This window comes from Qaidamihabitans albus (assembly GCF_016464705.1).
In the GTDB taxonomy this organism is placed as follows: domain Bacteria; phylum Actinomycetota; class Actinomycetes; order Mycobacteriales; family Pseudonocardiaceae; genus Qaidamihabitans; species Qaidamihabitans albus.
Window position 1 is genome coordinate 264,531 of the sequence record NZ_JAEHOB010000003.1, and the last position, 20,706, is coordinate 285,236.

General features: G+C 71.1%; 22 protein-coding genes. 10 read left to right on the forward strand and 12 right to left on the reverse strand.

What is annotated here, in order from left to right; all coding sequences use genetic code 11:
- The first annotated feature begins 270 nt into the window (after window positions 1-270).
- Entirely contained in the window at window positions 271-693 is a 423-nt protein-coding gene (locus JAP66_RS07555) for a nucleoside deaminase (RefSeq protein ID WP_199430876.1), read from the forward strand.
- Window positions 694-773: 80 nt separating this feature from the next.
- On the opposite strand, the gene JAP66_RS07560 is transcribed toward JAP66_RS07555, so the two are convergent.
- The 4 genes from JAP66_RS07560 to JAP66_RS07575 form a co-directional block, all read right to left on the reverse strand.
- Entirely contained in the window at window positions 774-2,369 is a 1,596-nt protein-coding gene (locus tag JAP66_RS07560) for an alkaline phosphatase D family protein (RefSeq protein WP_199430877.1), read from the reverse strand.
- Entirely contained in the window at window positions 2,366-3,715 is a 1,350-nt protein-coding gene (locus JAP66_RS07565; RefSeq protein WP_199430878.1) for a DUF2252 domain-containing protein, read from the reverse strand. Before JAP66_RS07565 ends, JAP66_RS07560 begins: the two co-directional genes overlap by 4 nt.
- Before the next feature lie 28 nt (window positions 3,716-3,743).
- Window positions 3,744-5,411, reverse strand: a complete 1,668-nt coding sequence (locus JAP66_RS07570) for a DEAD/DEAH box helicase (RefSeq protein WP_199430879.1) — start codon at window positions 5,409-5,411, stop codon at window positions 3,744-3,746.
- Window positions 5,412-5,499: 88 nt separating this feature from the next.
- The gene (locus JAP66_RS07575; RefSeq protein ID WP_307849476.1) at window positions 5,500-6,147 is read right to left on the reverse strand and encodes a TetR/AcrR family transcriptional regulator; all 648 of its coding nucleotides are present in this window, start codon (window positions 6,145-6,147) and stop codon (window positions 5,500-5,502) included.
- Window positions 6,148-6,226: 79 nt separating this feature from the next.
- On the opposite strand from JAP66_RS07575, the gene JAP66_RS07580 reads away from it, so the two are divergent.
- Genes JAP66_RS07580 through JAP66_RS07595 form a run of 4 tightly spaced genes read left to right on the forward strand, consistent with a single transcriptional unit; the run spans window position 6,227 to window position 9,512 of the window.
- The gene (locus JAP66_RS07580) at window positions 6,227-7,048 is read left to right on the forward strand and encodes an oxygenase MpaB family protein (protein ID WP_199430880.1); all 822 of its coding nucleotides are present in this window, start codon (window positions 6,227-6,229) and stop codon (window positions 7,046-7,048) included.
- A gap of 58 nt (window positions 7,049-7,106) precedes the next feature.
- The gene (locus JAP66_RS07585) at window positions 7,107-7,661 is read left to right on the forward strand and encodes an NADPH-dependent FMN reductase (protein WP_199430881.1); all 555 of its coding nucleotides are present in this window, start codon (window positions 7,107-7,109) and stop codon (window positions 7,659-7,661) included.
- Window positions 7,662-7,674: 13 nt separating this feature from the next.
- Window positions 7,675-8,661, forward strand: coding sequence for an ATP-binding cassette domain-containing protein (locus JAP66_RS07590; protein ID WP_199430882.1), 987 nt, complete (start codon window positions 7,675-7,677; stop codon window positions 8,659-8,661).
- Window positions 8,658-9,512 carry an ABC transporter permease gene (locus JAP66_RS07595; RefSeq protein ID WP_199430883.1) on the forward strand — a complete coding sequence of 285 codons (855 nt, stop codon included), beginning with the start codon at window positions 8,658-8,660 and terminating at the stop codon, window positions 9,510-9,512. The genes JAP66_RS07590 and JAP66_RS07595 overlap by 4 nt, the downstream gene beginning before the upstream one ends.
- 55 nt (window positions 9,513-9,567) lie before the next feature.
- Here the strand turns inward: JAP66_RS07595 and JAP66_RS07600 are convergent, their stop codons facing one another.
- Together JAP66_RS07600 and JAP66_RS07605 are read right to left on the reverse strand one after the other, a co-directional pair.
- On the reverse strand, window positions 9,568-12,753 hold the full coding sequence (locus JAP66_RS07600) for an ATP-binding protein (protein WP_199430884.1): 3,186 nt from the start codon (window positions 12,751-12,753) through the stop codon (window positions 9,568-9,570).
- Window positions 12,754-12,802: 49 nt separating this feature from the next.
- Window positions 12,803-13,651 (reverse strand): helix-turn-helix domain-containing GNAT family N-acetyltransferase, encoded by an 849-nt coding sequence (locus JAP66_RS07605; protein ID WP_199430885.1) that lies wholly within the window; start codon window positions 13,649-13,651, stop codon window positions 12,803-12,805.
- A gap of 102 nt (window positions 13,652-13,753) precedes the next feature.
- On the opposite strand from JAP66_RS07605, the gene JAP66_RS07610 reads away from it, so the two are divergent.
- Window positions 13,754-15,103 carry an FAD-dependent oxidoreductase gene (locus JAP66_RS07610; protein ID WP_199430886.1) on the forward strand — a complete coding sequence of 450 codons (1,350 nt, stop codon included), beginning with the start codon at window positions 13,754-13,756 and terminating at the stop codon, window positions 15,101-15,103.
- Window positions 15,104-15,163: 60 nt separating this feature from the next.
- On the opposite strand, the gene JAP66_RS07615 is transcribed toward JAP66_RS07610, so the two are convergent.
- Both JAP66_RS07615 and JAP66_RS07620 read right to left on the reverse strand, forming a co-directional pair.
- The gene (locus JAP66_RS07615) at window positions 15,164-15,598 is read right to left on the reverse strand and encodes a hypothetical protein (RefSeq protein WP_199430887.1); all 435 of its coding nucleotides are present in this window, start codon (window positions 15,596-15,598) and stop codon (window positions 15,164-15,166) included.
- Window positions 15,599-15,653: 55 nt separating this feature from the next.
- Window positions 15,654-16,061 carry an arsenate reductase ArsC gene (locus tag JAP66_RS07620; RefSeq protein ID WP_199430888.1) on the reverse strand — a complete coding sequence of 136 codons (408 nt, stop codon included), beginning with the start codon at window positions 16,059-16,061 and terminating at the stop codon, window positions 15,654-15,656.
- 132 nt (window positions 16,062-16,193) lie between these two features.
- Between JAP66_RS07620 and JAP66_RS07625 the strand changes: the two genes are divergently transcribed.
- The 3 genes from JAP66_RS07625 to arsB are packed head-to-tail and all read left to right on the forward strand — an operon-like array spanning window position 16,194 to window position 18,044.
- Window positions 16,194-16,607: an ArsR/SmtB family transcription factor gene (locus tag JAP66_RS07625; RefSeq protein ID WP_199430889.1), complete on the forward strand. Its 414-nt coding sequence runs from the start codon at window positions 16,194-16,196 to the stop codon at window positions 16,605-16,607.
- A gap of 52 nt (window positions 16,608-16,659) precedes the next feature.
- Window positions 16,660-16,965: an ArsR/SmtB family transcription factor gene (locus tag JAP66_RS07630; RefSeq protein ID WP_199430890.1), complete on the forward strand. Its 306-nt coding sequence runs from the start codon at window positions 16,660-16,662 to the stop codon at window positions 16,963-16,965.
- On the forward strand, window positions 16,962-18,044 hold the full coding sequence (arsB, locus tag JAP66_RS07635; RefSeq protein ID WP_307849477.1) for an ACR3 family arsenite efflux transporter: 1,083 nt from the start codon (window positions 16,962-16,964) through the stop codon (window positions 18,042-18,044). Before JAP66_RS07630 ends, arsB begins: the two co-directional genes overlap by 4 nt.
- On the opposite strand, the gene JAP66_RS07640 is transcribed toward arsB, so the two are convergent.
- The 3 genes from JAP66_RS07640 to JAP66_RS07650 form a co-directional block, all read right to left on the reverse strand.
- Entirely contained in the window at window positions 17,996-18,481 is a 486-nt protein-coding gene (locus JAP66_RS07640; RefSeq protein ID WP_199430891.1) for a DUF1203 domain-containing protein, read from the reverse strand. The two genes, arsB and JAP66_RS07640, sit on opposite strands and share 49 nt — an antisense overlap.
- A 58-nt stretch (window positions 18,482-18,539) precedes the next feature.
- Window positions 18,540-19,049 (reverse strand): mycothiol transferase, encoded by a 510-nt coding sequence (locus JAP66_RS07645; protein ID WP_199430892.1) that lies wholly within the window; start codon window positions 19,047-19,049, stop codon window positions 18,540-18,542.
- An 85-nt stretch (window positions 19,050-19,134) separates the two neighbouring features.
- A complete protein-coding gene (locus tag JAP66_RS07650) occupies window positions 19,135-19,527 on the reverse strand; it encodes a response regulator transcription factor (protein ID WP_199430893.1) in 393 nt (130 codons plus the stop codon).
- Window positions 19,528-19,695: 168 nt separating this feature from the next.
- Here JAP66_RS07650 and JAP66_RS07655 point away from each other — a divergent pair, with 168 nt between their 5' ends.
- Entirely contained in the window at window positions 19,696-20,097 is a 402-nt protein-coding gene (locus tag JAP66_RS07655; protein ID WP_199430894.1) for a hypothetical protein, read from the forward strand.
- 60 nt (window positions 20,098-20,157) lie between these two features.
- On the opposite strand, the gene JAP66_RS07660 is transcribed toward JAP66_RS07655, so the two are convergent.
- A complete protein-coding gene (locus JAP66_RS07660) occupies window positions 20,158-20,622 on the reverse strand; it encodes a PaaI family thioesterase (protein ID WP_199430895.1) in 465 nt (154 codons plus the stop codon).
- Window positions 20,623-20,706 lie beyond the last annotated feature (84 nt).

The following is a 20,706-nucleotide window of genomic DNA, read 5'->3' on the forward strand; positions in this document are numbered from 1 at the left end:
GCCGCCTGCAACGGTCCTTCGGGAGGGGACGCGGGCGAACGGCTTCGGCGTCTTCGCCGACAAACCGGATGCGGTGTTCGCCGAGCACAGGAAGAACGGCTACCGGATAAGCATGAACGCGGATGTGAATGGCGTCCTGTTCCTTGGCGTCAGCTCACCCTGTGTCTGGCCGAACGGGACACCTGAGCCGCAGTGAACCTCAGGGCGCTATCTCCTTCCGGCCCTGGCCAGCTCCGGATATCTTTGCGAGAAAGACGAACGGAGCGAGCGATGCCGGACGACGAACAGTTTCTCCGCAGGGCGATCAAGCTGGCCGGCTCGGCGCGGGAGGACGGGAACCCACCGTTCGGATCGCTGCTGGTGGGACCGGACGGCGGCGTGCTCGTCGAGGCCCGCAACAGCTCCATCACCGACGCCGACATCACCGCTCATCCCGAGCTGAAGCTGGCCAGGTGGGCGGCCCGCGAGCTCGAAGCCGCGACCGCGGCCGCCACCACCATGTACACGAGCTGCCAGCCCTGCCCCATGTGCACGGGCGCCATCGAACGCTCGGGGCTCGGGCGCGTCGTCTTCGCCCTCTCCACCGAACAGCTCGCGACCCTCAAACCACCCAACGGCCTGCCGGGCGTGCAGCTCGACGGTCCGGCGCTGTTCGAGGAGGCACGCGTCCCGGTGGACGGCTACTACGTCTGACCAGTCGCACTGTTTCCGCAGGTCACCGCTCGTGAGTGAGGAGCCGTGTTCTAACTCGGCTGCGCACTCACGAGAGGTGTTCAGTCCGGCCCGGAGAGGCGCACCGGCGGCAGCGCGGTCAGCCGGCCGTCACGCGCCTGCTCCAGGAACGCGACCGCCTCCGAACCGCGCACGTCGATGGTCGCGATCGCATTGCCGAAATGCGGTCCGGAGACGCGCCGCCAGCGCACCGGCAGCCGCGGCACGCCCGCCCAGGTCGCCCACCGCCTGCTCACCGCCGCCATCGGCCGCCACCAGCCGATGGTGAACGCCAACCTCGACAGGCGGGAGGCCGAGTTGTGCACCGGCGAGCAGGTGACCTGGTGCACGCGCGAGCGAAGCTGTTCCGGATACGCGGCCTCGGCGACGTAGGCGTGGTGCACGTCCCCGGAAAGCACCGCGATCGTGGTCGGCGCATCCTCGCTTGCCGCCACGGACCGGACCAGCCGCGCCAGCCGGTCGAATGACGAACGGAACGCGGCCCAGTGTCCGAGGTCGAGCCACTGGCGGAGCCACTCGGCCAACCAGCCTCGGAGGCCGCGACGGCGGCACGCGCGTTCGTTCACCGATTCCATGTGCGAGATCGCCTCCGGAAGCAGCCAGGGCAGAGTCGAGGCGATCAGCAGGTGGTCCTGCTCGCCCCGAGCGTGGCCCTCGATCCACTCGAACTCCGCTTCGCTGACCATCGACCGCCTGCCGCCGGCGAGTATCCGGCCTGCCCTGGTGTCGACCGCCAGCAGCCGCACCCGGCCGAAGTTGCGGCAGTACGACCAGCGCGCGGACTTGTGCCCGTCCGCCTCGTCGTCGGCGATGTCGGCGAACTCGCGCAACGTGTCCGCGTTGTCCACACCGGACCGCGTGACTCGCTGGAAGAGTGGGTCCCGAGCGAGTTCGTCCGGCCCAAGGTTGCCGATGTGCTGGTAGATCCAGTACGAGATGAACCCGCCCCGCAGCCGTTCGCGCCACCAGCTCTTGCGTCGCATCTTTTCCTGCCAGGCTCGGGAGATGTTCCAGTCGTCGCGCACATCGTGGTCGTCGAACAGCATCGACACCGGAACGGTCGACATCAGCCAGCGCAGCAACGGGTCCGACCAGGACTCGTAGTAGAGATGGCAGTACTCCTCGAAGTCCGCCACCTCGGTCCCCGGGGGCAGGCGGATGTCGCGGCGGGTGGCGAGCCACCGCTGGATCTCCGTGGTGGTCTCGTCGGCGTAGACCTGGTCTCCCGCCAGCAGCAGGGACTGCGGCCAGTGGCTTTCCGGCTGCTTCACGAGCCTGCCGGCGTAGACGGCGAGCGCGTCCGTGCCGTGCGCGCGGTCGTGCCGCGGCTGATGGCACGACCCGAACACCAGCCGGAACGGCGCATCCGGGGCGAGCGTGCGGATCCGGCTGGGCGGCAGGTCGGAGCCCGGTTCCGGCCACACTGTGCGGCCGTCGAGGCGCACGTCGTACTCCGTGCTCGTACCCGGTGCCAGGCCGGTCAGCACCACCAGCGCGTAGTGGTGGCCCGCCACCTCGAAGGTCCGCGCCGACCGGCCCGCGACGGTGACCTCACAGGCACGGCTGGTCTCCACCCACACCGTCGCGGACGTCTCGCCGACGTGACGGAGCAGAGGCCCGAGCAGCAACTGGGTCATCGCCGTGCCGAAGACTGCACCCCGGGGATCTCGCCGTTGCGGAAGGCGTTGACGAACAGCCGGTGGTCTTCCCTTGTCTGCACGGCGTAGCGCATCCCGAACTCCACCAGTGAGCGCACGAACTCGGTCTCGTCGGGGCCGATCGCGGCGACGATCGCGTCCTCGCTCTGGAACTCCACCAGCGTCTGCTCGGAGTCCGCGTCGGCGACGCAGTGCATCTTCGCGGTCGCCCTGCCGAGGTACTCCAGCACCGGCGCCATGTCCGCGGGTTCGGTCAGGTCCGTCCAGTCCAGGTCGCTGACGTAGGGGGACAGCTCCGAGACCACGAACCCGGTGCCGTTCATCTCCGTGTGACCGAGCCACGGGTCGGCGTGCGCCTGTAGCGCGCGCTGCGACACCGCGGTCCGGTGTCCGTGGTGCAGGAAGTACTGGTGGATCCGCTCGTCGTGCACGACGCGGCTCGGCGCGGCGACGTTGCCCTGCTTCATCGACAGCACGACATCGTTCTCCAGAGCCTGCGTCCGCCCCTCGACGAGGACGTTGTACGCGGGCAGCCCGGCCGATCCGATGCCGAACCCCTTCCGGCCGACGATGCTCTTCACGACGTAGGTGATGCTCTCGAAGCGCTTGTTGGCGGGGATGGTTTCCAGGTAGCGCTCGAACGCCGCGCGCGCGGCGGCGTGTTCCCGGTCGTCGAGCTCCCGCACGCCGGGGCCGAGCCGGAACCGGCGCTCGTAGTCCTGGATGGACGTTGTCTTGTCGAGCAGCTCCACCCTGGTGTTCATCCTGGCGCGCAGCAGGACGTCGTGGATCAGTCCGTCGGTGGTGTCGAGTTGCAGCCTGAACTTCTCGTCGCCGGGATGGTCGGCGAAATGGCGCACCTGCCGGACGTACGCGCGGACGTAGGTCTCGATCAGCTGCTCGATGTCCGCGTCGGAGATCGCCTTGGTCCACGCGATCAGGGCGACACTGGCCACCAGCCGCTTGAGGTCCCAGGTGAAGCTGCCGAGGTAGGCCTCGTCGAAGTCGTTGACGTCGAACACCAGCACACCGGAGGAGTCCATGTAGGTGCCGAAGTTCTCCGCGTGCAGGTCTCCCTGGATCCACACCCGGCTGGTGCGCTCGTCGGCCCAGGGATCGTCCGTGCCGGCCATGTCGTTGTAGAACAGGCAGGCCGCGCCCCGGTAGAAGCGGAACGGGTCGGCGGCCATCTTGCGGAACTTCTTGCGGAATGCGGACGCGTCCGCGCGCATCAGCTCGTCGAAGGCGTCCACCAGCACGTCGACGATCTCGGCCCGCCGCTGCTCACCGCTGCGTTCGCGGACCTGCGTCATCGGATCGCTCATCGGGTCGACCTCGTTTCCGCGCTCCGGCTCAGCGGTAGCGCTTGCTCGGCGCTGGACGGTCGCGGCGGACCGTCGCTTTCTTTCCCTTGATGTGGCTGCGTTGCAGGGCGCTGATCACGTCGTCGGCGGCCGACTGCGGCACCTCGACCAGCGAGAACTTGTCGGTGATCTCGATCGCCCCGATGTTGCCACCGCTGAGGCCCGCCTCGCCGGCGATCGCGCCCACCAGGTCCTGCGGCCGGATGCCGGCCCGGCGCCCGACGCTGAAGAACAGCCGCGTCATCCCGCTCGCGGTCGTCCGGCTCCGCCGGTCACCGCCGTGGCCCTCGCCCGTCCGGGCCGCGGCGACCTGCGGGATCTCCTGCTCGTCGGTCGTGCCGCCGGTGGCCTCGTGTGCCAGCTTCACCGCGGCGAGGGCCATGTCCATGACGTCGAACTCCTCGGCGAGCGACTCGGCCACCGCGCGGTAGGGCTCCAGGTCGTCGGTGAGCAGGGTCTCCCGCAGCGTCGCGCGGGCGAGTTCGAGGCGGCGCTCGTGCAGGTCCGCGACGGTCGGCACCTTCTCGACCGCGATCCGCTGCCCGGTGACCCGCTCGATCGCCTTGAGCATCCGGTGCTCGCGCGGCTCGGCAAGGGTGATCGCCACGCCCTCGCGGCCGGCCCGGCCGACCCGGCCGATGCGGTGCACGTACGACTCCGGTGCCGACGGCACGTCGTAGTTGACGACGTGGGTGAGCTGCTCGATGTCCAGCCCGCGGGCGGCGACGTCGGTGGCGACCAGCAGCTCCGCGGTACCGCCGCGCAGCCGCGCCATCACCCGGTCGCGCTGTTCCTGGTTCATCCCGCCGTGCAGCGCCTCGGCGCGGTAGCCGCGCCCGTTCAGCGTCTCGGTGAGCTGGTCGACCTCCTGCCGCGTGCGGCAGAAGACGAGGGCAGCCGAGGGCGCCTCCACGTCGAGCACCCGGCCGAGCGCCGCGGGCTTGTGCGCGCGGGCGACCAGGTAGGCGTTCTGCCGCACCAGCGGCGCCTCGCCGGGTGCCGGTGCCTCACGGCCGATCTCGATCTTGACCGCGTCGCGGAGGTGGCGGCGGGCGATGGCGTCGATGCGCGCCGGGATGGTGGCCGAGAACAGCAGCGTCTGCCGGTCACCGGGCGTCTTCTCCAGCACCGCCTCGATGTCCTCGGCGAAGCCCATGTCGAGCATCTCGTCCGCCTCGTCGAGCACGACCGTCGCCACCTCGTGCAGCTTGAGCGTGCCGCGGCTGAGGTGGTCGAGCGCGCGGCCGGGGGTTGCGACCACGACGTCCACCCCGCGTTGCAGCGCCTGCAGCTGCCGCCCGATCGGCGCGCCGCCGTAGATGGGCAGCACCCGGGTGCCCAGCTCTCGGCCGTAGCGATGGAACGCCTCCGAGACCTGCACGGCGAGCTCGCGCGTCGGTACGAGCACGAGCGCCACCGGTGCGGTCCCGCCCGAGCGGGCCGTGCGCTGCAGCACGGGCAGGGCGAACGCCGCGGTCTTGCCCGTGCCGGTCGCCGCCTGCCCGCGCAGATCGCGGCCGGCCAGCAGCGGCGGGATCGCCTCCCGCTGGATCGGCGTCGGCTCCTCGTAACCGAGACCGGACAGCGCGCGCAGCAGCTCGGGCCGGAGCTCCAGGTCGGCGAAGGTGCCCGCACCGTCGGGTTCGTTGAGGGTCATTCGTCGGCTCCTTGTCCCAGGACTTACTGCCTCCGGGCGAACCAGGGCAAGAACGTCACGGTATCCGACTACCCCTCGGCCTGCGGAGTCACGCCGAAGCGGCGAGCGCGATCCGCTCGACCACCTGCGCAATGTGCTCGACGAACCGGCCGACCGGGACATCGAGCCCCCGTTCGAGCCACGCCTGGTACAGGTAGGCTAGTGAGCCGAACACCGCCAGTGCGTTGAGCTCGATGTCGGTGTCGTCCGCCTCGCCAGGGCCGAGCAGGCCCTCCCGCAGCGTCCGGGCGATGGGCCGGGTGAACTCCCCGACCAGTTCCGCGCCCCGCCGGGTGAGCTCGGGAGCGGCCAGGGACTCGACGAACATGATCCGGCCTCGCCGCGGATCGGCCACGACGAACTCGGTGAACGCGCGCACCACGTGCCGGACCAGGCGAGCGGGCTCGGCCGGGGCGCTCTCCAGCGCGGCGAGCACCTCGTCGCGCGCCGCCAGCGCCACCGACTCCAGCACGGCCACCAGCAGGGCCTCCCGGTTGGGAAAACTCTCGTAGAAGTAGCGCTCGGTCAGCCCGGCCTGCCGGGAGATGCCGCGCATCGAGACCGCCGCGGCTCCGTCCGTGCCCATCAGCTCCGTCCCGGCTTCGATGAGCCGGCTACGGCGCCGTGCCCGGCGGTCGTCCGGTTCCTGTCCGCGCCAGCGGCGCTGTGGGGTCTCCGGGGTCTCGGCGCTGCTCACCACCCCATCCTGGCATGCACCGACAAGTTGACATCAGCTGATGTTGACAGCATGTGATGTCTAAATTAGCTTCCGAACCATGACGCCGCCCCCACTGGGACCCGAATCGCTCACCTGGCGCCGCTTCGGCGACCTGCGCACGGCCCTGCTGATCGGCTGGGCCGGCACGCTGCAGGCCATGCATCCGGTGATCAGCACGGCACTGGTGCAGCACTCCGACGTCTTCGGCAACCCGGTCAACCGGCTGCTGCGCTCGGCGGGCCCGATCGTCGAGGTCGTCTACCGGGGCCGCCCGGCGGGAACCCGGGTGCGCGACCTGCACCACGGGATCGAGGGCAGCCACGCCGACGGCCGCCGCTACCACGCGCTCAACCCGGAGCCGTACTTCTGGGCCCACGCCACGTTCCTCGCCACGCAGTACGTCGTCGCGGAACGCTTCGGCGATCCGCTCTCCGAGGCCGAGAAGGAACGGCTCTACCAGGAGTCGATCCGGTGGTACGCCCACTACGGCATGTCGACGCGCGTGGCGCCGCCGGACTACCGCGCCTTCCGCGCGTACTGGGAGCGCATGGTGTCCGAGGTGCTGGTCCGCTCGGCGGCGATCGAGCGCTCGCCGCTGCATCGTGGAGAGCGCACGCCGTCGCCCTTTCCCTGGCTGCCCGCACCCGTCTGGGCCGTGCTCGGTCCGGTCTTCTCCGGACTGCAGATGTGGCTGGCGCGCGGGCTGCTTCCCCCGGCGGCCCGCGAGACCCTCGGGTGGGACTGGTCCGCCGGCGACGAACGCCGCCTGCGCGTCTTCGCGTTCGCCGTCCGCACCGTCTTCCGGCTGGTGCCCGCGCCCTACCGTCTCGCACCCGCCGCGCGCCGCGCCTACCGCGAGGCCGCGCGCCGCGAGATCTGATCTAGCGGCGGCTCGCCGACATCTCGCGCCTCCCGGGTGAGCGAGAGGAGGCCGCCCGATGACACCCGACGAATCCCCGTTGCGAATCGCGGTGCTCATCGGCAGCACCCGGGAGGGCCGTGCCGGGCTAGAGGTGGGCGAGTGGTTCACCGAGCGGGCGAGTCGGCGGGCGGATGTCGAAGCGAGCGTGCTCGACCTCGCGGGATACGGCTTTCCCGACCGCTACCCCGGTACGGCGACCGCGGAGATGACGGACTTCACCGCCCGCATCGGGGCGGCCGAGGGCTTCGTCGTGGTGACCCCGGAGTACAACCGCAGCTTCCCGGCCTCGCTCAAGCAGGCGATCGACTACGCCTACGACGAGTGGCACGCGAAGCCGGTCGGCTTCGTCTCCTACGGCTGCCGGTCGGCGGGGCTGTTCGCGGTCGAGCAACTGCGCGTGGTCTTCACCGAACTGCACACCGTGACCGTGCGCGACACCGTCAGCTTCAACCTGTTCGACGAGCGTGGCACGGACGCGGTCGCCCTGTCCGTCGACAACATGCTCGACCAGCTCACCTGGTGGGGCCGGGCGCTGCGGGTCGCCCGCGCGAGCCACCCCTACGTCTCCTGAAAGGAAGCGGAACATGACCGAATCGACAGATCTGGCGATCGAGACTTCCGGGCTCGTGAAGGTCTTCGGCAAGACCCGCGCGGTGGACGGGGTCGACCTCGCCGTACCCGCGGGCACCGTCTACGGCGTGCTCGGCCCCAACGGCGCGGGCAAGACCACCGCCGTCAAGATGCTGGCCACCCTGCTGCGCCCGGACGGCGGCGAGGCCCGTGTCTTCGGCCACGACGTGCTGCGCGAGGCCGACGCCGTGCGCAGCCGGGTCAGCCTCACCGGGCAGTACGCCTCGATCGACGACGACCTGACCGGGATGGAGAACCTGGTCCTGCTCGGCAGGCTGCTCGGCCACCGCAAACCCGCCGCGAGGGACCGCGCCGCGCGGCTGCTGGACGCCTTCGGGCTCAGCGATGCCGCCGACCGCTCGGTCAAGGGCTACTCGGGCGGTATGCGCCGGCGCATCGACATCGCCGCCAGCATCATCAAGACCCCGGACGTGCTCTTCCTGGACGAGCCGACCACGGGCCTGGACCCGCGCAGTCGCAACCAGGTCTGGGACATCGTGCGGATCATCGTCGCCCAGGGCACGACGGTCATGCTGACCACGCAGTACCTGGACGAGGCCGATCACCTCGCATCCCGGATCGCCGTGATCGACCAGGGCAAGGTGATCGCCGAGGGCACGCCGGGAGAGCTGAAGGCCTCGGTCGGCGCGGGGTCGATCCACGTGCGGCTGCGGGACGCGAACCAGCGGGCGGATGCTCAGCGGGTGATGGCGCGCGCGCTGGGCGGCGAGGTGCAGCTGGATGCCGACCCGGTGGCGCTGACCGCCCGCATCTCCGGCGACGAGTCGGACGCCGGTGCCGCCGACCGGGCCGCCACCGCACTCGCCGAGCTGGCCGGGGCCCGGATCACCGTCGACGACTTCTCCCTCGGCCAGCCCAGCCTGGACGAGGTCTTCCTCGCTCTCACCGACCACCCGACCGAACAGGAGGCCGCGGCATGAGCACCGCGACGACAAGCGAGACAAGACCGTCCACTTCGTACACACCGGCCGCCGACAGCCTCGGTGCCGTCCTCGCTTCGGGGGAGCAGCCGTCCCGGCCCAGCGCGCTGTCCGCATCCGTCACCTTCGGCTGGCGGGCGATGCTGAAGATCAAGCACGTGCCGGAGCAACTCTTCGACGTGACCGCGTTCCCGATCATGATGACGCTGATGTTCACCTACCTGTTCGGCGGCGCGCTCGCCGGATCGACTGGGGACTACCTGCAGTTCCTGCTCCCGGGCATCCTGGTGATGAGCGTCGTGATGATCACGATGTACACCGGCGTCGGGGTGAACACCGACATCGAGAAGGGCGTGTTCGACCGCTTCCGCACGCTGCCGATCTGGCGGCCGGCCGCGCTGGTCGGCGCCGTGCTCGGGGACGTCTTCCGCTACGCGATGGCCTCGACGGTCATCCTGGTGCTCGGCCTGATCCTGGGCTTCCGGCCCGGTGGCGGGCTCGCCGGAGTGCTGACGGCCGTGCTGTTGCTGATGGCGTTCTCCTTCGCCTTCTCCTGGATCTGGACCATGTTCGGTCTGCTGCTGCGCACCGAGAAGTCGGTGATGGGCGTCAGCATGCTGGTGCTGTTCCCGATGACGTTCCTCAGCAACGTCTTCGTCAACCCGGAGACCATGCCCGGCTGGCTGCAGGCCTTCGTGGACGTCAACCCGATCGCGCACCTCGTCGCCGCCGTGCGCGGGCTGATGGAGGGAAACCCGGAAGCCGGTGAGATCACCTGGACCCTGGTGTCCGGCGGGGTGATCCTCGCGGTCTTCGGAACGCTGACCATGCGGTTGTACAACCGCAAATGACTGGGGGTCGGGATCTCCTGGCGTGCTGTGTCATCTTCGAAACGACCTTCCCAGGTCACAGTCGCCAGGAGGTCCCGCGTTCGGGCTGGTATCGGCAGCTGGAACCGGTGGACACGCTCGCCCGCAGGTGGGCTGCCAGCTCAGGATGCCGCTCGTCCAGCTTGCGCAGCGTGTCCCGGATCCGGGCGGTCACCGTCTTGCGGGCGCGCTCGGCCTCGTCGCCCAGCCTGCGGGTGCGCCCGCCGAGACCGGCGGCGGTCCGCAGCTCGGTCAGCAGCGCGGCCCGTTCGCGGTCGAGTTCCGCGGCCCGGCCGTCGGAGCCGCGTTCGACGGCCGTGTCGATCTCCTCGTCCAGCTCGGCGAGGCGGGTCCGGTAGCGGGCCTTGGCCTCGTCGTCGAGGACATCGTCACCGCCCATCGCCCTGGCGGCGACCACCACCTCGCCGCCCTCGGGATCGAGCAGCCGCACGGCGGGAACGTCCGTGCCCGGCCTGCTGAGCAGGTAGTGCAGATCGCGCAGTCCCTTGGCTGCGGGTACGTGCACCGTGCGGCCGGCCATCGTGAGCCGCCACACGCCGTCGGTGAACCGGAACTCGTTGGTGGCCGCGGTGGATACCTGCGTCGTGGTGGAGCCTGCCACCCGTACCCGCTCGGCGATGTGCGCCATCCCGAGCTCGTCGGCCTCCCGCTCCACCTCGGACAGCAGCGTGCGTGCCGTGGCCGTGTCACCGGCCGCGCCGCGGGAGAGCAGTGCCTCGGCCAGCCCGGCGCGTGCCTGCACCGACCACGGCCGGGCGCCGAGCAGGTCGGCCGACCGGCGTGCGGCGGTGAACCGCTCGATCGCCTCGTCCCAGCGGCCCTGTGCCGCGTCGAGCCCGGCCAGCCACAGTGCCGCGGGCCCGCTGATGTCGCAGCCGAACAGCGCCACCATCCACTGGTCGGCGTACGGCGCCAGCTCCTTTCGTGCGCGCTCGCACAGCTCCGGGTCGCGGGAAGCCGCCGCGGCCTGTGCCTGGAACCGCAGCCACAGCGGGGCGAACATCCGGGGGAACTGCTCGCCGGTGGCGTGCACGGCGGCGAGGTATCGCAGCGCGGGGTCCCGGTCGCCCCGCAGCAGCGCCGTGCTGGCCGCGAGCATGCGGTGGTACGGGTGCCCGCACTCGTCGAGTTTCCGGTGCAGCTCCGCCAGCTCGTCGAACCGCCCCTGTAGTTGCAGCATCGTCCAGCGCACGTGCTGGGCCATGAACGAGAAGTGCGGGTGTTCGTCGGCGGGCACGCTCATCGCCTCGTCGAACCGTGCCGCGGCCTCGGCGAAGCGGCCCTGGAACGCGGCGATGATGCTCTGGTCGACCAGCGCGCCGATCCGCATCCGGGTGCGGCCGTCACCCTCGGTCAGCGCGACGAAGGCGTGCAGCGGCTCCACATAGCGGGGATCGCCCTGTTCCAGCAGCGCCACCCAGCGCAGCGAGGTCGCGTACTGCTCCATCTCGACGTCCGCCGTGCGGCGGGCCACGTGCACCATCTCCTCGGTGAGTGCGACCCGCTCGTCCGCCGTGCCGAGACCCCAGATGGTGTCGTGCAGGGTCCACAGGCTGAAGCCGAGGGCCTCGTCGTCGCCGCCGCGCCGGGCGAGCATGCCGATGTGGACGGTGAGCTCCCTGGCGAGCTGGTCGAGGGACGGGTGCTCACCCGAGCCGGTGCCCACGCCCAGCTCACGGTGGGCCTCGGCGACCAGCTCCGCCTTCACCTCGCGGTGCTCCTCGGGCGGGCCGGTGCGGTAGACGGTGAGCGCCACGCGTGCCAGCAGCTCGGGGTTGTCGAGCCTGCGAGCCAGGGTGGCGGCACCGGAGAGCACCGCCCAGCCCTCTTCGTCGGACTCACCGCAGTGGTGGTGCAGCTCCCGGCCCAGTTCCAGGGCGAGCACGACGCGTTTGCGCGGTTCGTCCCGCTCGGCGAGCTCGAGGGCACGGCGGTAGTGCCCGATAGCCTCCTCGAACGCCATCCGGGTGCTTGCCTCCCGCGCGGCGGTGCGCAGCAGCCCCACCGCGCGGCCGGGATCGAGGTCCTCGCCTGCCAGGTAGGCGTGGCGGGCCAGCTCGCCGGGCACCATCCGGTCCGCGAGCGAGGCCGAGCCGTCGAGTGCCCGGACGACGTCCGCGTGCCGCGTGCGGCGCTCGCTGTCGGCGAGCGCGTCGTAGAGCGTCTCGCGGACCAGGTCGTGCACGAAGGCGAACCGGCCCGCACCTCGCGACACCACGAGCCGGGCGGCCGCGGCCTGCGCCAGCAGCCGGTCGACCTCGGGAACCGGAGCGGCCACCGTGGCGGCGAGCACCTGCCGGTGGAACTCCCGGCCGAGCACGGAGGCGCCGGAGAGCAGCTCGGCTACCGCCGCGGGCAGCAGCGCGAGCCTGCGCCGGACGGCGTCACGCACTCCGGGGGCGATCGCGCTGACCGCCCCGCCGCCGTGCCACAGCCGGGCGGTCTGCTCGACGAAGAACGGGTTGCCGCCGGTGCGCCGGTGCACCTCGGTGACCAGGTCCTCGTCCGGTTCCTCGCCCACGGTCCTGGCCAGCAGCCTGCCGACCTCGCCCGGATCGAGGCCGGTCAGGGTCACCGTGCGCGCACGGGCGAGCAGCGGCGTGAGGAGGGGGCGCAGCGGGTGCTCCACGGTCTCCACCTCGGCGTCCCGGTAGGTACCCACCAGCAGCACCCGCTCGAACCAGGTGTGCTGCGTGGCGAACTCCAGCAGCCTGAGTGAAGCCGGGTCGGCCCAGTGCAGGTCGTCCAGCACGAGCACGACGGGACGGCTCTGCGAGACCGACACCAGCGCGGTGGTGACGGCGTCGTACAGCCGGAACGCCTCGTCCCCCTCGTCCGCGGGCGTCTCGCCGAGCAGCACCGCCAGGCCGTTGCCCGAGGCCTGCTCGGCAGCCGACCACTCCCCGGGCGTCGCGCTCCGGCGCAGCGCGCGGACCAGTTGTACCCATGGCCAGTAGCCCGGCGCGTTGTCGGAGTGCCAGCACGAGCCGCCGAGGACGAGCGCCCCGCGCTGCCTCGCCTCCTCCGCCGCGCCGGTCACGAGGGTGGTCTTGCCGATCCCCGCCTCGCCGGTGACGAGCACGAGGCCGCCGTGACTCTCCACCACTCGGTCGATCTCGGCGCGCAGGATTCCGGCAGGGTGATCTCGCCCGATGACGACCGGAGCCGTGCCGGGCGCGCTGCTGATGACCTGTGCGCTCATGACACCGTGAAAATACGGCAAACCACCGACAGTGGGTCGCCGTTCGCCGCTAGAGCGCCCTGGCGACCGCGTCGGCCCGGCGTTCGAGCAGGACGGTGTCGTGCCACGTGCCGTGCAGTTCGGCGATGCGCTCCCGGATGCCCACGGTGCGGTAACCCGCCGAATGGTGCAGCCCGATGCTCGCCCGGTTCTCGGTGAACACCGACGTCTGCAACGTCCACAGCCCTGCCCGGTCGGCCTCGCAGACCTGCGCGCGGATCAGTGCCTTGCCGACGCCGCGCCCGCGGAAGTCCTCGCCGACGTAAATCGAGCTCTCGGCGACGCCGGAGTAGCACTCGCGGGAGGATACCGGGCTGAGCGCGGCCCAGCCCGCCACCTTCCCGCCGATCTCGGCGACCCAGCGGTGGCCGGGCAGCCACCGGGCATCGAGGGTGGCGCGGCCGGGCACCACCGTCTCGAAGGTCGCGACACCGGTGGCGATGCCCTCGCCGTAGATGCGGCGGACGGCGGGCCAGTCCTCCTCCCGCAGCGCGCGGACACGGACCTCGGCGGGCGGTTCCTCCGGGCAGCACGGGGCCGGCGCGAGCATGCCCATCACCACGTCGGCGGCGTGCGGCAGGCCGGTGCAGCACGCCGCGTTGATCCGCACGCGCGTCGCGGTGCCCTCCTTGTGCAGGTTCAGGAACCCGACCTCCGCGAGCTTGCGCACGTGATGCGAGCAGGTGGACTGGCTGATCCCGAGCTGCTCGGTGAGCGCGCCGACGGTGATGTCGCCCGACGTCGCCACCGCGTGCAGCAGCCGCACCCGGGTTGGTTCGGCCAGGCAGGCGAACCACTCGGCGTAGGTGGTGGCCTCCTGGTCGGGCAGGAGCCGTGCGTCGGCCGATGCGGTCGTCATCGCCCCATTATCGACAGAAATCGATGGTTGCGTCAATCGACTGCGATCGATACATTCGGCGCCAGACTCAATCGAAATGGATCGATGAAAGGTGGTCGGGCGATGAACGAGTGGCCTGTTGTCGTGGTCGGTGCGGGACCGGTGGGGCTGGCCGCGGCGGCCGAGCTGGTGGAGCGGGGGATCGAGCCGCTGGTGCTGGAACGCGGCAGCGGGGCCGGTGCGGGGGTGGCGGAGTGGAACCACGTTCGCCTGTTCTCGCAGTGGTCGGAGCTGGTGGCCCCGGCCGCGCGCCGCCTGCTGGAGCCGACCGGCTGGCAGCCGCCTGCCGCGGAGTCGTACCCGACCGGGCAGGAGTGGGTGCGCGGCTACCTGCGGCCACTCGCGGCGGCGCTGGGCGAGCGGGTGCGGTTCGGTGCCGAGGTGGTGGGTGTCGCGCGGCGGGGCCGTGACCGCGTGGTGGACGCGCGCCGGGAGGACGAGCCGCTGACCGTGCACGTCCGGCACGCCGGAGGCGAGGAGCGGATCACCGCCCGCGCCCTGATCGACGCCTCGGGAACCTGGGGCACGCCGAACCCGCTCGGTGGTGACGGCCTGCCCGCGCTGGGCGAGCACGCCGCGGCCGACCGCATCACCTACCGCGTGCCGGACCTGGCCGACCCGGCGGTGCGTGCCAGGTATGCGGGCAGGCACTTGGCGGTGGCCGGCAGCGGGCACTCCGCGCTGACCGCGCTGGTGGCGCTCGCCGGGCTCGCCGAAGAGGACCCCGCGACGCGGATCAGCTGGGTGCTGCGCCGCGGCGCGGTGGGTGACGCCTTCGGCGGCGGGGAGGCCGACCAGCTTCCGGCAAGGGGCGCGCTCGGCCTGCGCGCCCAGCAGGCAGTCGCCGCCGGTGCCGTCCGGGTGGTGCCGGGCTTCCGGACCGAGGCCGTCGAGCGCGCGCCGGACGGTCTGCTGACGCTGGTGTCGTCGGCGGGCGGCCGGGTGGATGCCGTCGACGAGGTGGTCACGCTCACCGGTTTCCGGCCGGACCTGTCCTGGCTCTCGGAGCTGCGCCTGGAACTGGACAGCACGGTGCAGGCGCCGGTCGCGCTGGCCCCGCTGATCGACCCGAACGTGCACTCGTGCGGCACGGTGTACCCGCACGGGGTGAAGGAGCTCACGCATCCCGAGCCGGCCGTGTTCCTCGCCGGGATGAAGAGCTACGGCCGGGCGCCGACGTTCCTCGCGATGACCGGCTTCGAGCAGGTGCGCAGTATCGCCGCCGAGCTGGCGGGTGACCATGCCGCCGCCGGGCGGGTGGAGCTCTCGCTGCCGGAGACCGGCGTGTGCGGGGGTGCGGGACTGTTCGACGAAGCGGACGAGGCACCGGTGGGCGGCTGTTGTGCCGCTCCGGCCACTCCGGCCGTGCGGCCCGGGCCGGAGGCGATCACGCTCTCGGTGACCGGGAGCTGATGACCGGCACCACGGCGCCGCCCGCCGTGACGGCTGCCTTCTGCTGCGGTCTGCTCGTGGTCAGGCCGCAGGACGGCGGGTGGGGCCGCCGGCCTCTGCCTTCGCGTCGGCCCCGGTCATGCCTGCGGCGACGAAGAGCACCAGCGCGCCCGGCAGCAGATAGGTGCCCACGCCCAGCCCGAGAAGCAGGGCCAGGCCGACGAGCACCAGAGCGCAAGCCCAGGTGATGGGCACGGCGGCTCGCCGGTGGGCGACCAGCAGCGGAAGCGCAGCCAGGACGACCGGCACGACGAGCACCAGCACCGTGAACAGCGCCGGGTTACCGTCGCCCAGCAGGCGCGGCATGGAAACCCCCGCACCGGCGAGGACGAAGACCAAAGCGGTCCATCGCAACGCCGAGGCAGCGACGCGCGAACCGCGGGTCGAGCCCGTCCTGGTCAGCACACCCACCATGACGGCGAGCGCGAGCACCGTCAGGACGAGCAGAGCCACCATGGGTCTGCCTCCCTTCGGCGGTCAACCCGACGGGCAGACCATACGTCGCGCCGGCTCACGAGGGGTCGAGCAGCTCCGCGACCAGTTGCCGGACGCGGCGGTCGATGTCGTCCCGGATCGGGCGCACGGCCTCGACCGACCGGCCCGCCGGGTCGTCGAGCTGCCAGTCCAGGTAACGCTTGCCGGGGAAGATCGGGCAGGCGTCGCCGCAGCCCATCGTGATGACGACGTCGGCGGCCTCGACGTCCTCGGTGGACAGCTTCGTGGGCACTTCGGCGGTGATGTCGAGGCCCCACTCGGCCAGTGCCTGCGCGGCGGCGGGGTTGACCTTCTCCGCGGGCTCGGAGCCGGCCGACCGCACCGCGATCCGGCCGAGGCCGTAGTGCTGCAACAGCGCGGCGGCCAGTTGCGAGCGGCCGGCGTTGTGCACGCAGACGAACAGGACCTCGGGGACGTCGCTCACGGTTTCTCCCTCATCGGTGCGGCTCCTGGTTCGATAATGCCCGATCCAGTTGAACGGCAGGTGACCGCGTGCCGGGTATCCGTCCCCAGAACGCCTCGATCGAGTTTTGTCAATCCAGGGTTCGGTGTCATCATGGGCCGGCGATCCGGAAACCGGGAGAGGGGCGAGGTGGTACCGCTGAGTCTGCCGACTCCGCCGACTCTGCTGTCTGCGGGGCACGACACGCTGGGTCCCGCCGCCGCGGCGGCCGCCGCGAGCCTTTTCAAGGCACTGGGTGATCCGGTCCGCGTGCGGTTGCTCACCCTGGTGCGCCAGGCGTCGAACGGTGAGACCTGCTTCTGCGATCTCGCCGACGAGTTCGACATGCCGCAGTCGTCGCTGTCGCACCACCTCAAGATCCTCGTCCGGGCGGGCGTGCTCTCCCGTGAGCGCCGGGGAACCTGGAGCTGGTACCGCGTCGAGCCCGGGCCGCTCGCGGCCATGGAGTCACTGCTGCGGCCCGGCGGGCCCTTCCGGGACCGCTCCGCGGTGGATCGCTGCGAATAGATCACACCTCGTCCGCTGTCCACGGCGCCCCGCGTTGACTTATCATCCCGGCATGATGTCAGTGCGCAGTGATGTGTTGCGCGTGCTCGCCGACCCGCTGCGCGCACGGATCGTGGAGTTGCTGGCGCGTGAGTCGCTGTGCACGTGCCACCTGGTCGAGGAGACCGGCGCGAGCCAGACGAACGTCTCCAACCATCTCCGTTCGCTGCGTGAGGCGGGGCTGGTCAGCGCCGAGCCCGCCGGTCGCTACACGTACTACCGGCTCAACGCGGAGGCGGTGCGGACGCTCGCCGCGAGCCTGTCCGCCCTCGCCGACATCGCCGACGTGCAAGCCGAGACCAGGAGGCCGTGCCAGTGAGCCAGACCGCGGAGACCACCGACCCGGCCGAGGCCGATGTCCTGCATCGGCTGTCCTTTCTCGACCGGTTCCTGCCACTGTGGATCATCACCGCGATGGCGGGCGGGCTGGTGCTCGGCACGGTGCTGCCGGGGCTGCAGGGCGTGCTGGAGGCGGTGAAGATCGGGCAGGTCTCGCTGCCGATCGCACTCGGCCTGCTGTTGATGATGTATCCGGTGCTGGCGAAGGTGCGCTACGACCGGCTCGACACCGTGACGCGGGACCGGCGCACGCTGGTGCTCTCGCTGGTGCTGAACTGGGTGCTCGGCCCGGCCCTGATGTTCGCGCTGGCCTGGCTGATGCTGCCCGACCTGCCCGAGTACCGGACGGGGCTGATCATCGTCGGCCTGGCCCGGTGTATCGCCATGGTGATCATCTGGAACGACCTGGCGTGCGGGGACCGGGAGGCCGCCGCGGTGCTGGTGGCACTCAACTCGGTGTTCCAGGTGCTGATGTTCGGTGTGCTGGGCTGGTTCTACCTCGACCTGCTGCCCGGCTGGCTGGGCCTGGACACCACGAGCGTGGCGTTCTCGCCCTGGGAGATCGCGTTCAGCGTGGTGATCTTCCTGGGCATCCCGCTGGCGGCGGGCTACCTCTCGCGCCGGATCGGGGAGCGCACGAAGGGCCGTGCCTGGTACGAGAACCGCTTCCTGCCCCGGATCGGGCCGGTCGCGCTCTACGGCCTGCTGTTCACGATCGTGCTGCTGTTCGCGCTGCAGGGGGAGACGATCACCGCGCGTCCGTTCGACGTCGCGCGGATCGCGCTGCCGCTGCTGGCCTACTTCGCGATCATGTGGGCGGGTTCCTACGCCGTCGGCAGGGCCGCCGGGCTGAGCTATCCGCGGACCACCACGCTGGCGTTCACCGCGGCGGGCAACAACTTCGAGCTGGCCATCGCCGTCGCGATCGGCGTGTTCGGGGTGACCTCCGGGCAGGCACTGGCCGGCGTGGTCGGTCCGCTGATCGAGGTCCCGGTGCTGGTCGCGCTCGTCTACGTCAGCTTGTGGCTGCGCCGCCGCTGGACCGCCGTGCAGAGGTAGCAGCCCGCGGTGGCGCTGCGGACGTGCACGTAGTCGACCTCGGGGCGGCCGAGCAGCTCGTCGAGTGCCGCGGGGATCTCCGGCTTCGCCACGCGACGCTCCACGAGCAGGCGCCTTCCGTGCCGGTAGGCGTCGAGTACCACCCCGCTCCTGCCGAGCGCGGCCGGGAACTCGCCGGTCCGCCGGTAGGGCACGCATTCCCGCTCGTGCAGGAAGACGGGCCCCGGCAGTGGCAGCTCCTCGCGCCCGTGGAAGGCGTCGTAGGTGAACGCGACCAGCCGCTCGCGGCCCGGCTCGATGTGGTCAAGGCACAGGCGGCACGGAGCCGGGCCCTCGGGCACCTCGGTCCACACCGGGTGCCCGTAGCCGGGAGAGCGCAGGGTGCCGCGCACCTCCTTGGCGATCATCTCGTCGATCGGCACGATCTCGAAGCTCATGCCGTCGATCCTCCTCCGGCGGGTGCCGCGAGCACCGGCGGTTATCCGACGGCGCGTTCTACCGCCTGCGCTCGACGATCCCCCGGACGAAGGCGGCCTGGCCCACGTGCTGCATGTCGTCGCCGACGACGCTGACCAGGCGCACCCCGAGGGTCACCGGCGGGTCCCAGCTCTCGTCGATCACCTGGTCGAGGTCGGCGTCGGTCAGGCTTCGCACGTACTCGACCGTCCGCTCGTACACGGCGTCGTGGTAGCCGGTGAGCAGCTCGGCGTCCGCGCGCACGGCGGCCACGTCCTTGCTGCGGTGCCCGAAGCCGATCGAGCCCTCGTCGAACGGCAGGCCGAAGCGCTGTGACCAGCCCTGCGACGTCCACACCTGTTCGGTGCCGGCCACCCCGGCGAGATGATCGTCCTGCACGCGCGTCAGGTGCCACACCAGCCAGGCGATCGAGTTCGCTTCGCGGTCCACGCGGAACGCGAGGTCCTCGGCCGAAAGGCCACCGACGGTCTCGTGCACGATCTCCTGGATCCGGCCGAACGCGTCGGTCAGCACATCCGCACTGTTCACAAGAGTCCTCCCAGTTCACGAGTCACCGCCCGGCTAGCCGGGCGCAGGCTCGGCCAAACGCGATACGACGACGAGTTTCCGTAGGTCAGAGCCTTGTCAGGTCGAGCGCGATCCGCGGCGCCTCCCGGGGGCGCAGGGCGGACAGCCGGGCGAGGAGCACCGGCCAGGAGAACGGCTTCGCGAGGAAGTCGTCGGCGCCGAGGCCGCGGACGAGCCGCGCGTCGTCCACCCCGTCCCTGGCCGTCGACACGAGCACCGGTGTCCACACCCCCTTTTCCCGCATCCGGCGCAGCACTTCGAGGCCCGGCAGCCCGGGCAGTACGAGGTCCAGCAGCACGACATCGGCATCCCCGCGCAGGGCGTGCGCGAGGCCGGAGATCCCGTCGTAGGCCGTGGTCACGGAGTGTCCCTCGCCCTCGATGGCGAACCGGACGATCTCGGCGAGTGCCGGTGCGTCCTCGATGAGCAGGATTTTCATGGCGTTCCCCGCCGTCGCTCGAAACAGGTCCTGTGTGGAGGAGTCGGAGTCCCGCCCACTGCCGTTACGATTCCCCAGCGAACGTCTCACCGCCAGGGACTTTCGGCTCTGTGTCCGTTTCCGCTTCCTGCGGCATCCTGGCGGGGACCTCGAACGGGAGGAGCTCGCATGGGACTGAGGAACGTCTGGATTCGCACGCTCGGCGACGGCCTGGTTCGCGCCGACCAGGTCACGGGCATCGACAGCCACCGCACGCCCGCCCTCACCGGCAAGCCCTCACGCTGGCTGCTGGACGTCACGCTCACCGTGCCCGCGGGCAGCGGCAACGCCGACGGCTGGGACGTCGCCGAGCTGCACCGCACCCTCGCGCAGACCGACTGGCAGCCGACCAGGGCACCGGAGGAGCTCGCGGGCCTGCTGCACCGGCTGCGGCGGGCCAAGGTCGCCGGAGTGGTGCGCGTGGTGCCGCGGGACGGGCACATCCAGTTCGACTTCACCCCGTTCGATGCGGCCGAACAGGACACCGGTGACACGCTCCCGTCCGCCGAGCAGGTGCGCAGCGGCTCGTGAGTGCGCACACGAGTTAGAACTCGCGTGCGCACTCACGACCTGACCGGCACCGGGCTTCCCTCAGCGGTGGAGGATGCAGGTGGTCGTGGCGTGGGCGACGAGCTTGCCGTTGTCGTCGACGACCCTGCCCTCCGCCGTCGCGGTGCTGCGGCCCACGTGGATGGTCGTTCCCGTCGCCGTCAGGCGCCGCTCGTCGGTGGGCACCGGCCGGATGTAGTTCACCTTCAGCTCCAGCGTGCCGTAGCCGACGCCGGGGTCGAGCGTGGTGTGCACGGCGCAGCCCATCGCGGAGTCGAGCAGCGTGGCGCAGATGCCGCCGTGCAGTGTGCCGAGCGGGTTCGCGAAATCCGGCCGCGTCACCAGGCTGAACACCACCCTGCCGTACTCCAGCTCGTCGATCTCCATGCCGAGCAGCTGTCCGATGAACGGCGGCCGGTCCGGCAGCGCCGAGAGCGCCCGGAGCGCGTCGAGGCCCGACAGGCGGGAGATCCTGCTCGCGACATCCTGCATCGACTCCGTGCTCATCCTCGGCCTCCAGTAGATCGATCGGTCTATGTGGAAGCATTCCAGCACGGATAGACTGATCGGTCTAGGGTGACGTCCGGAAAG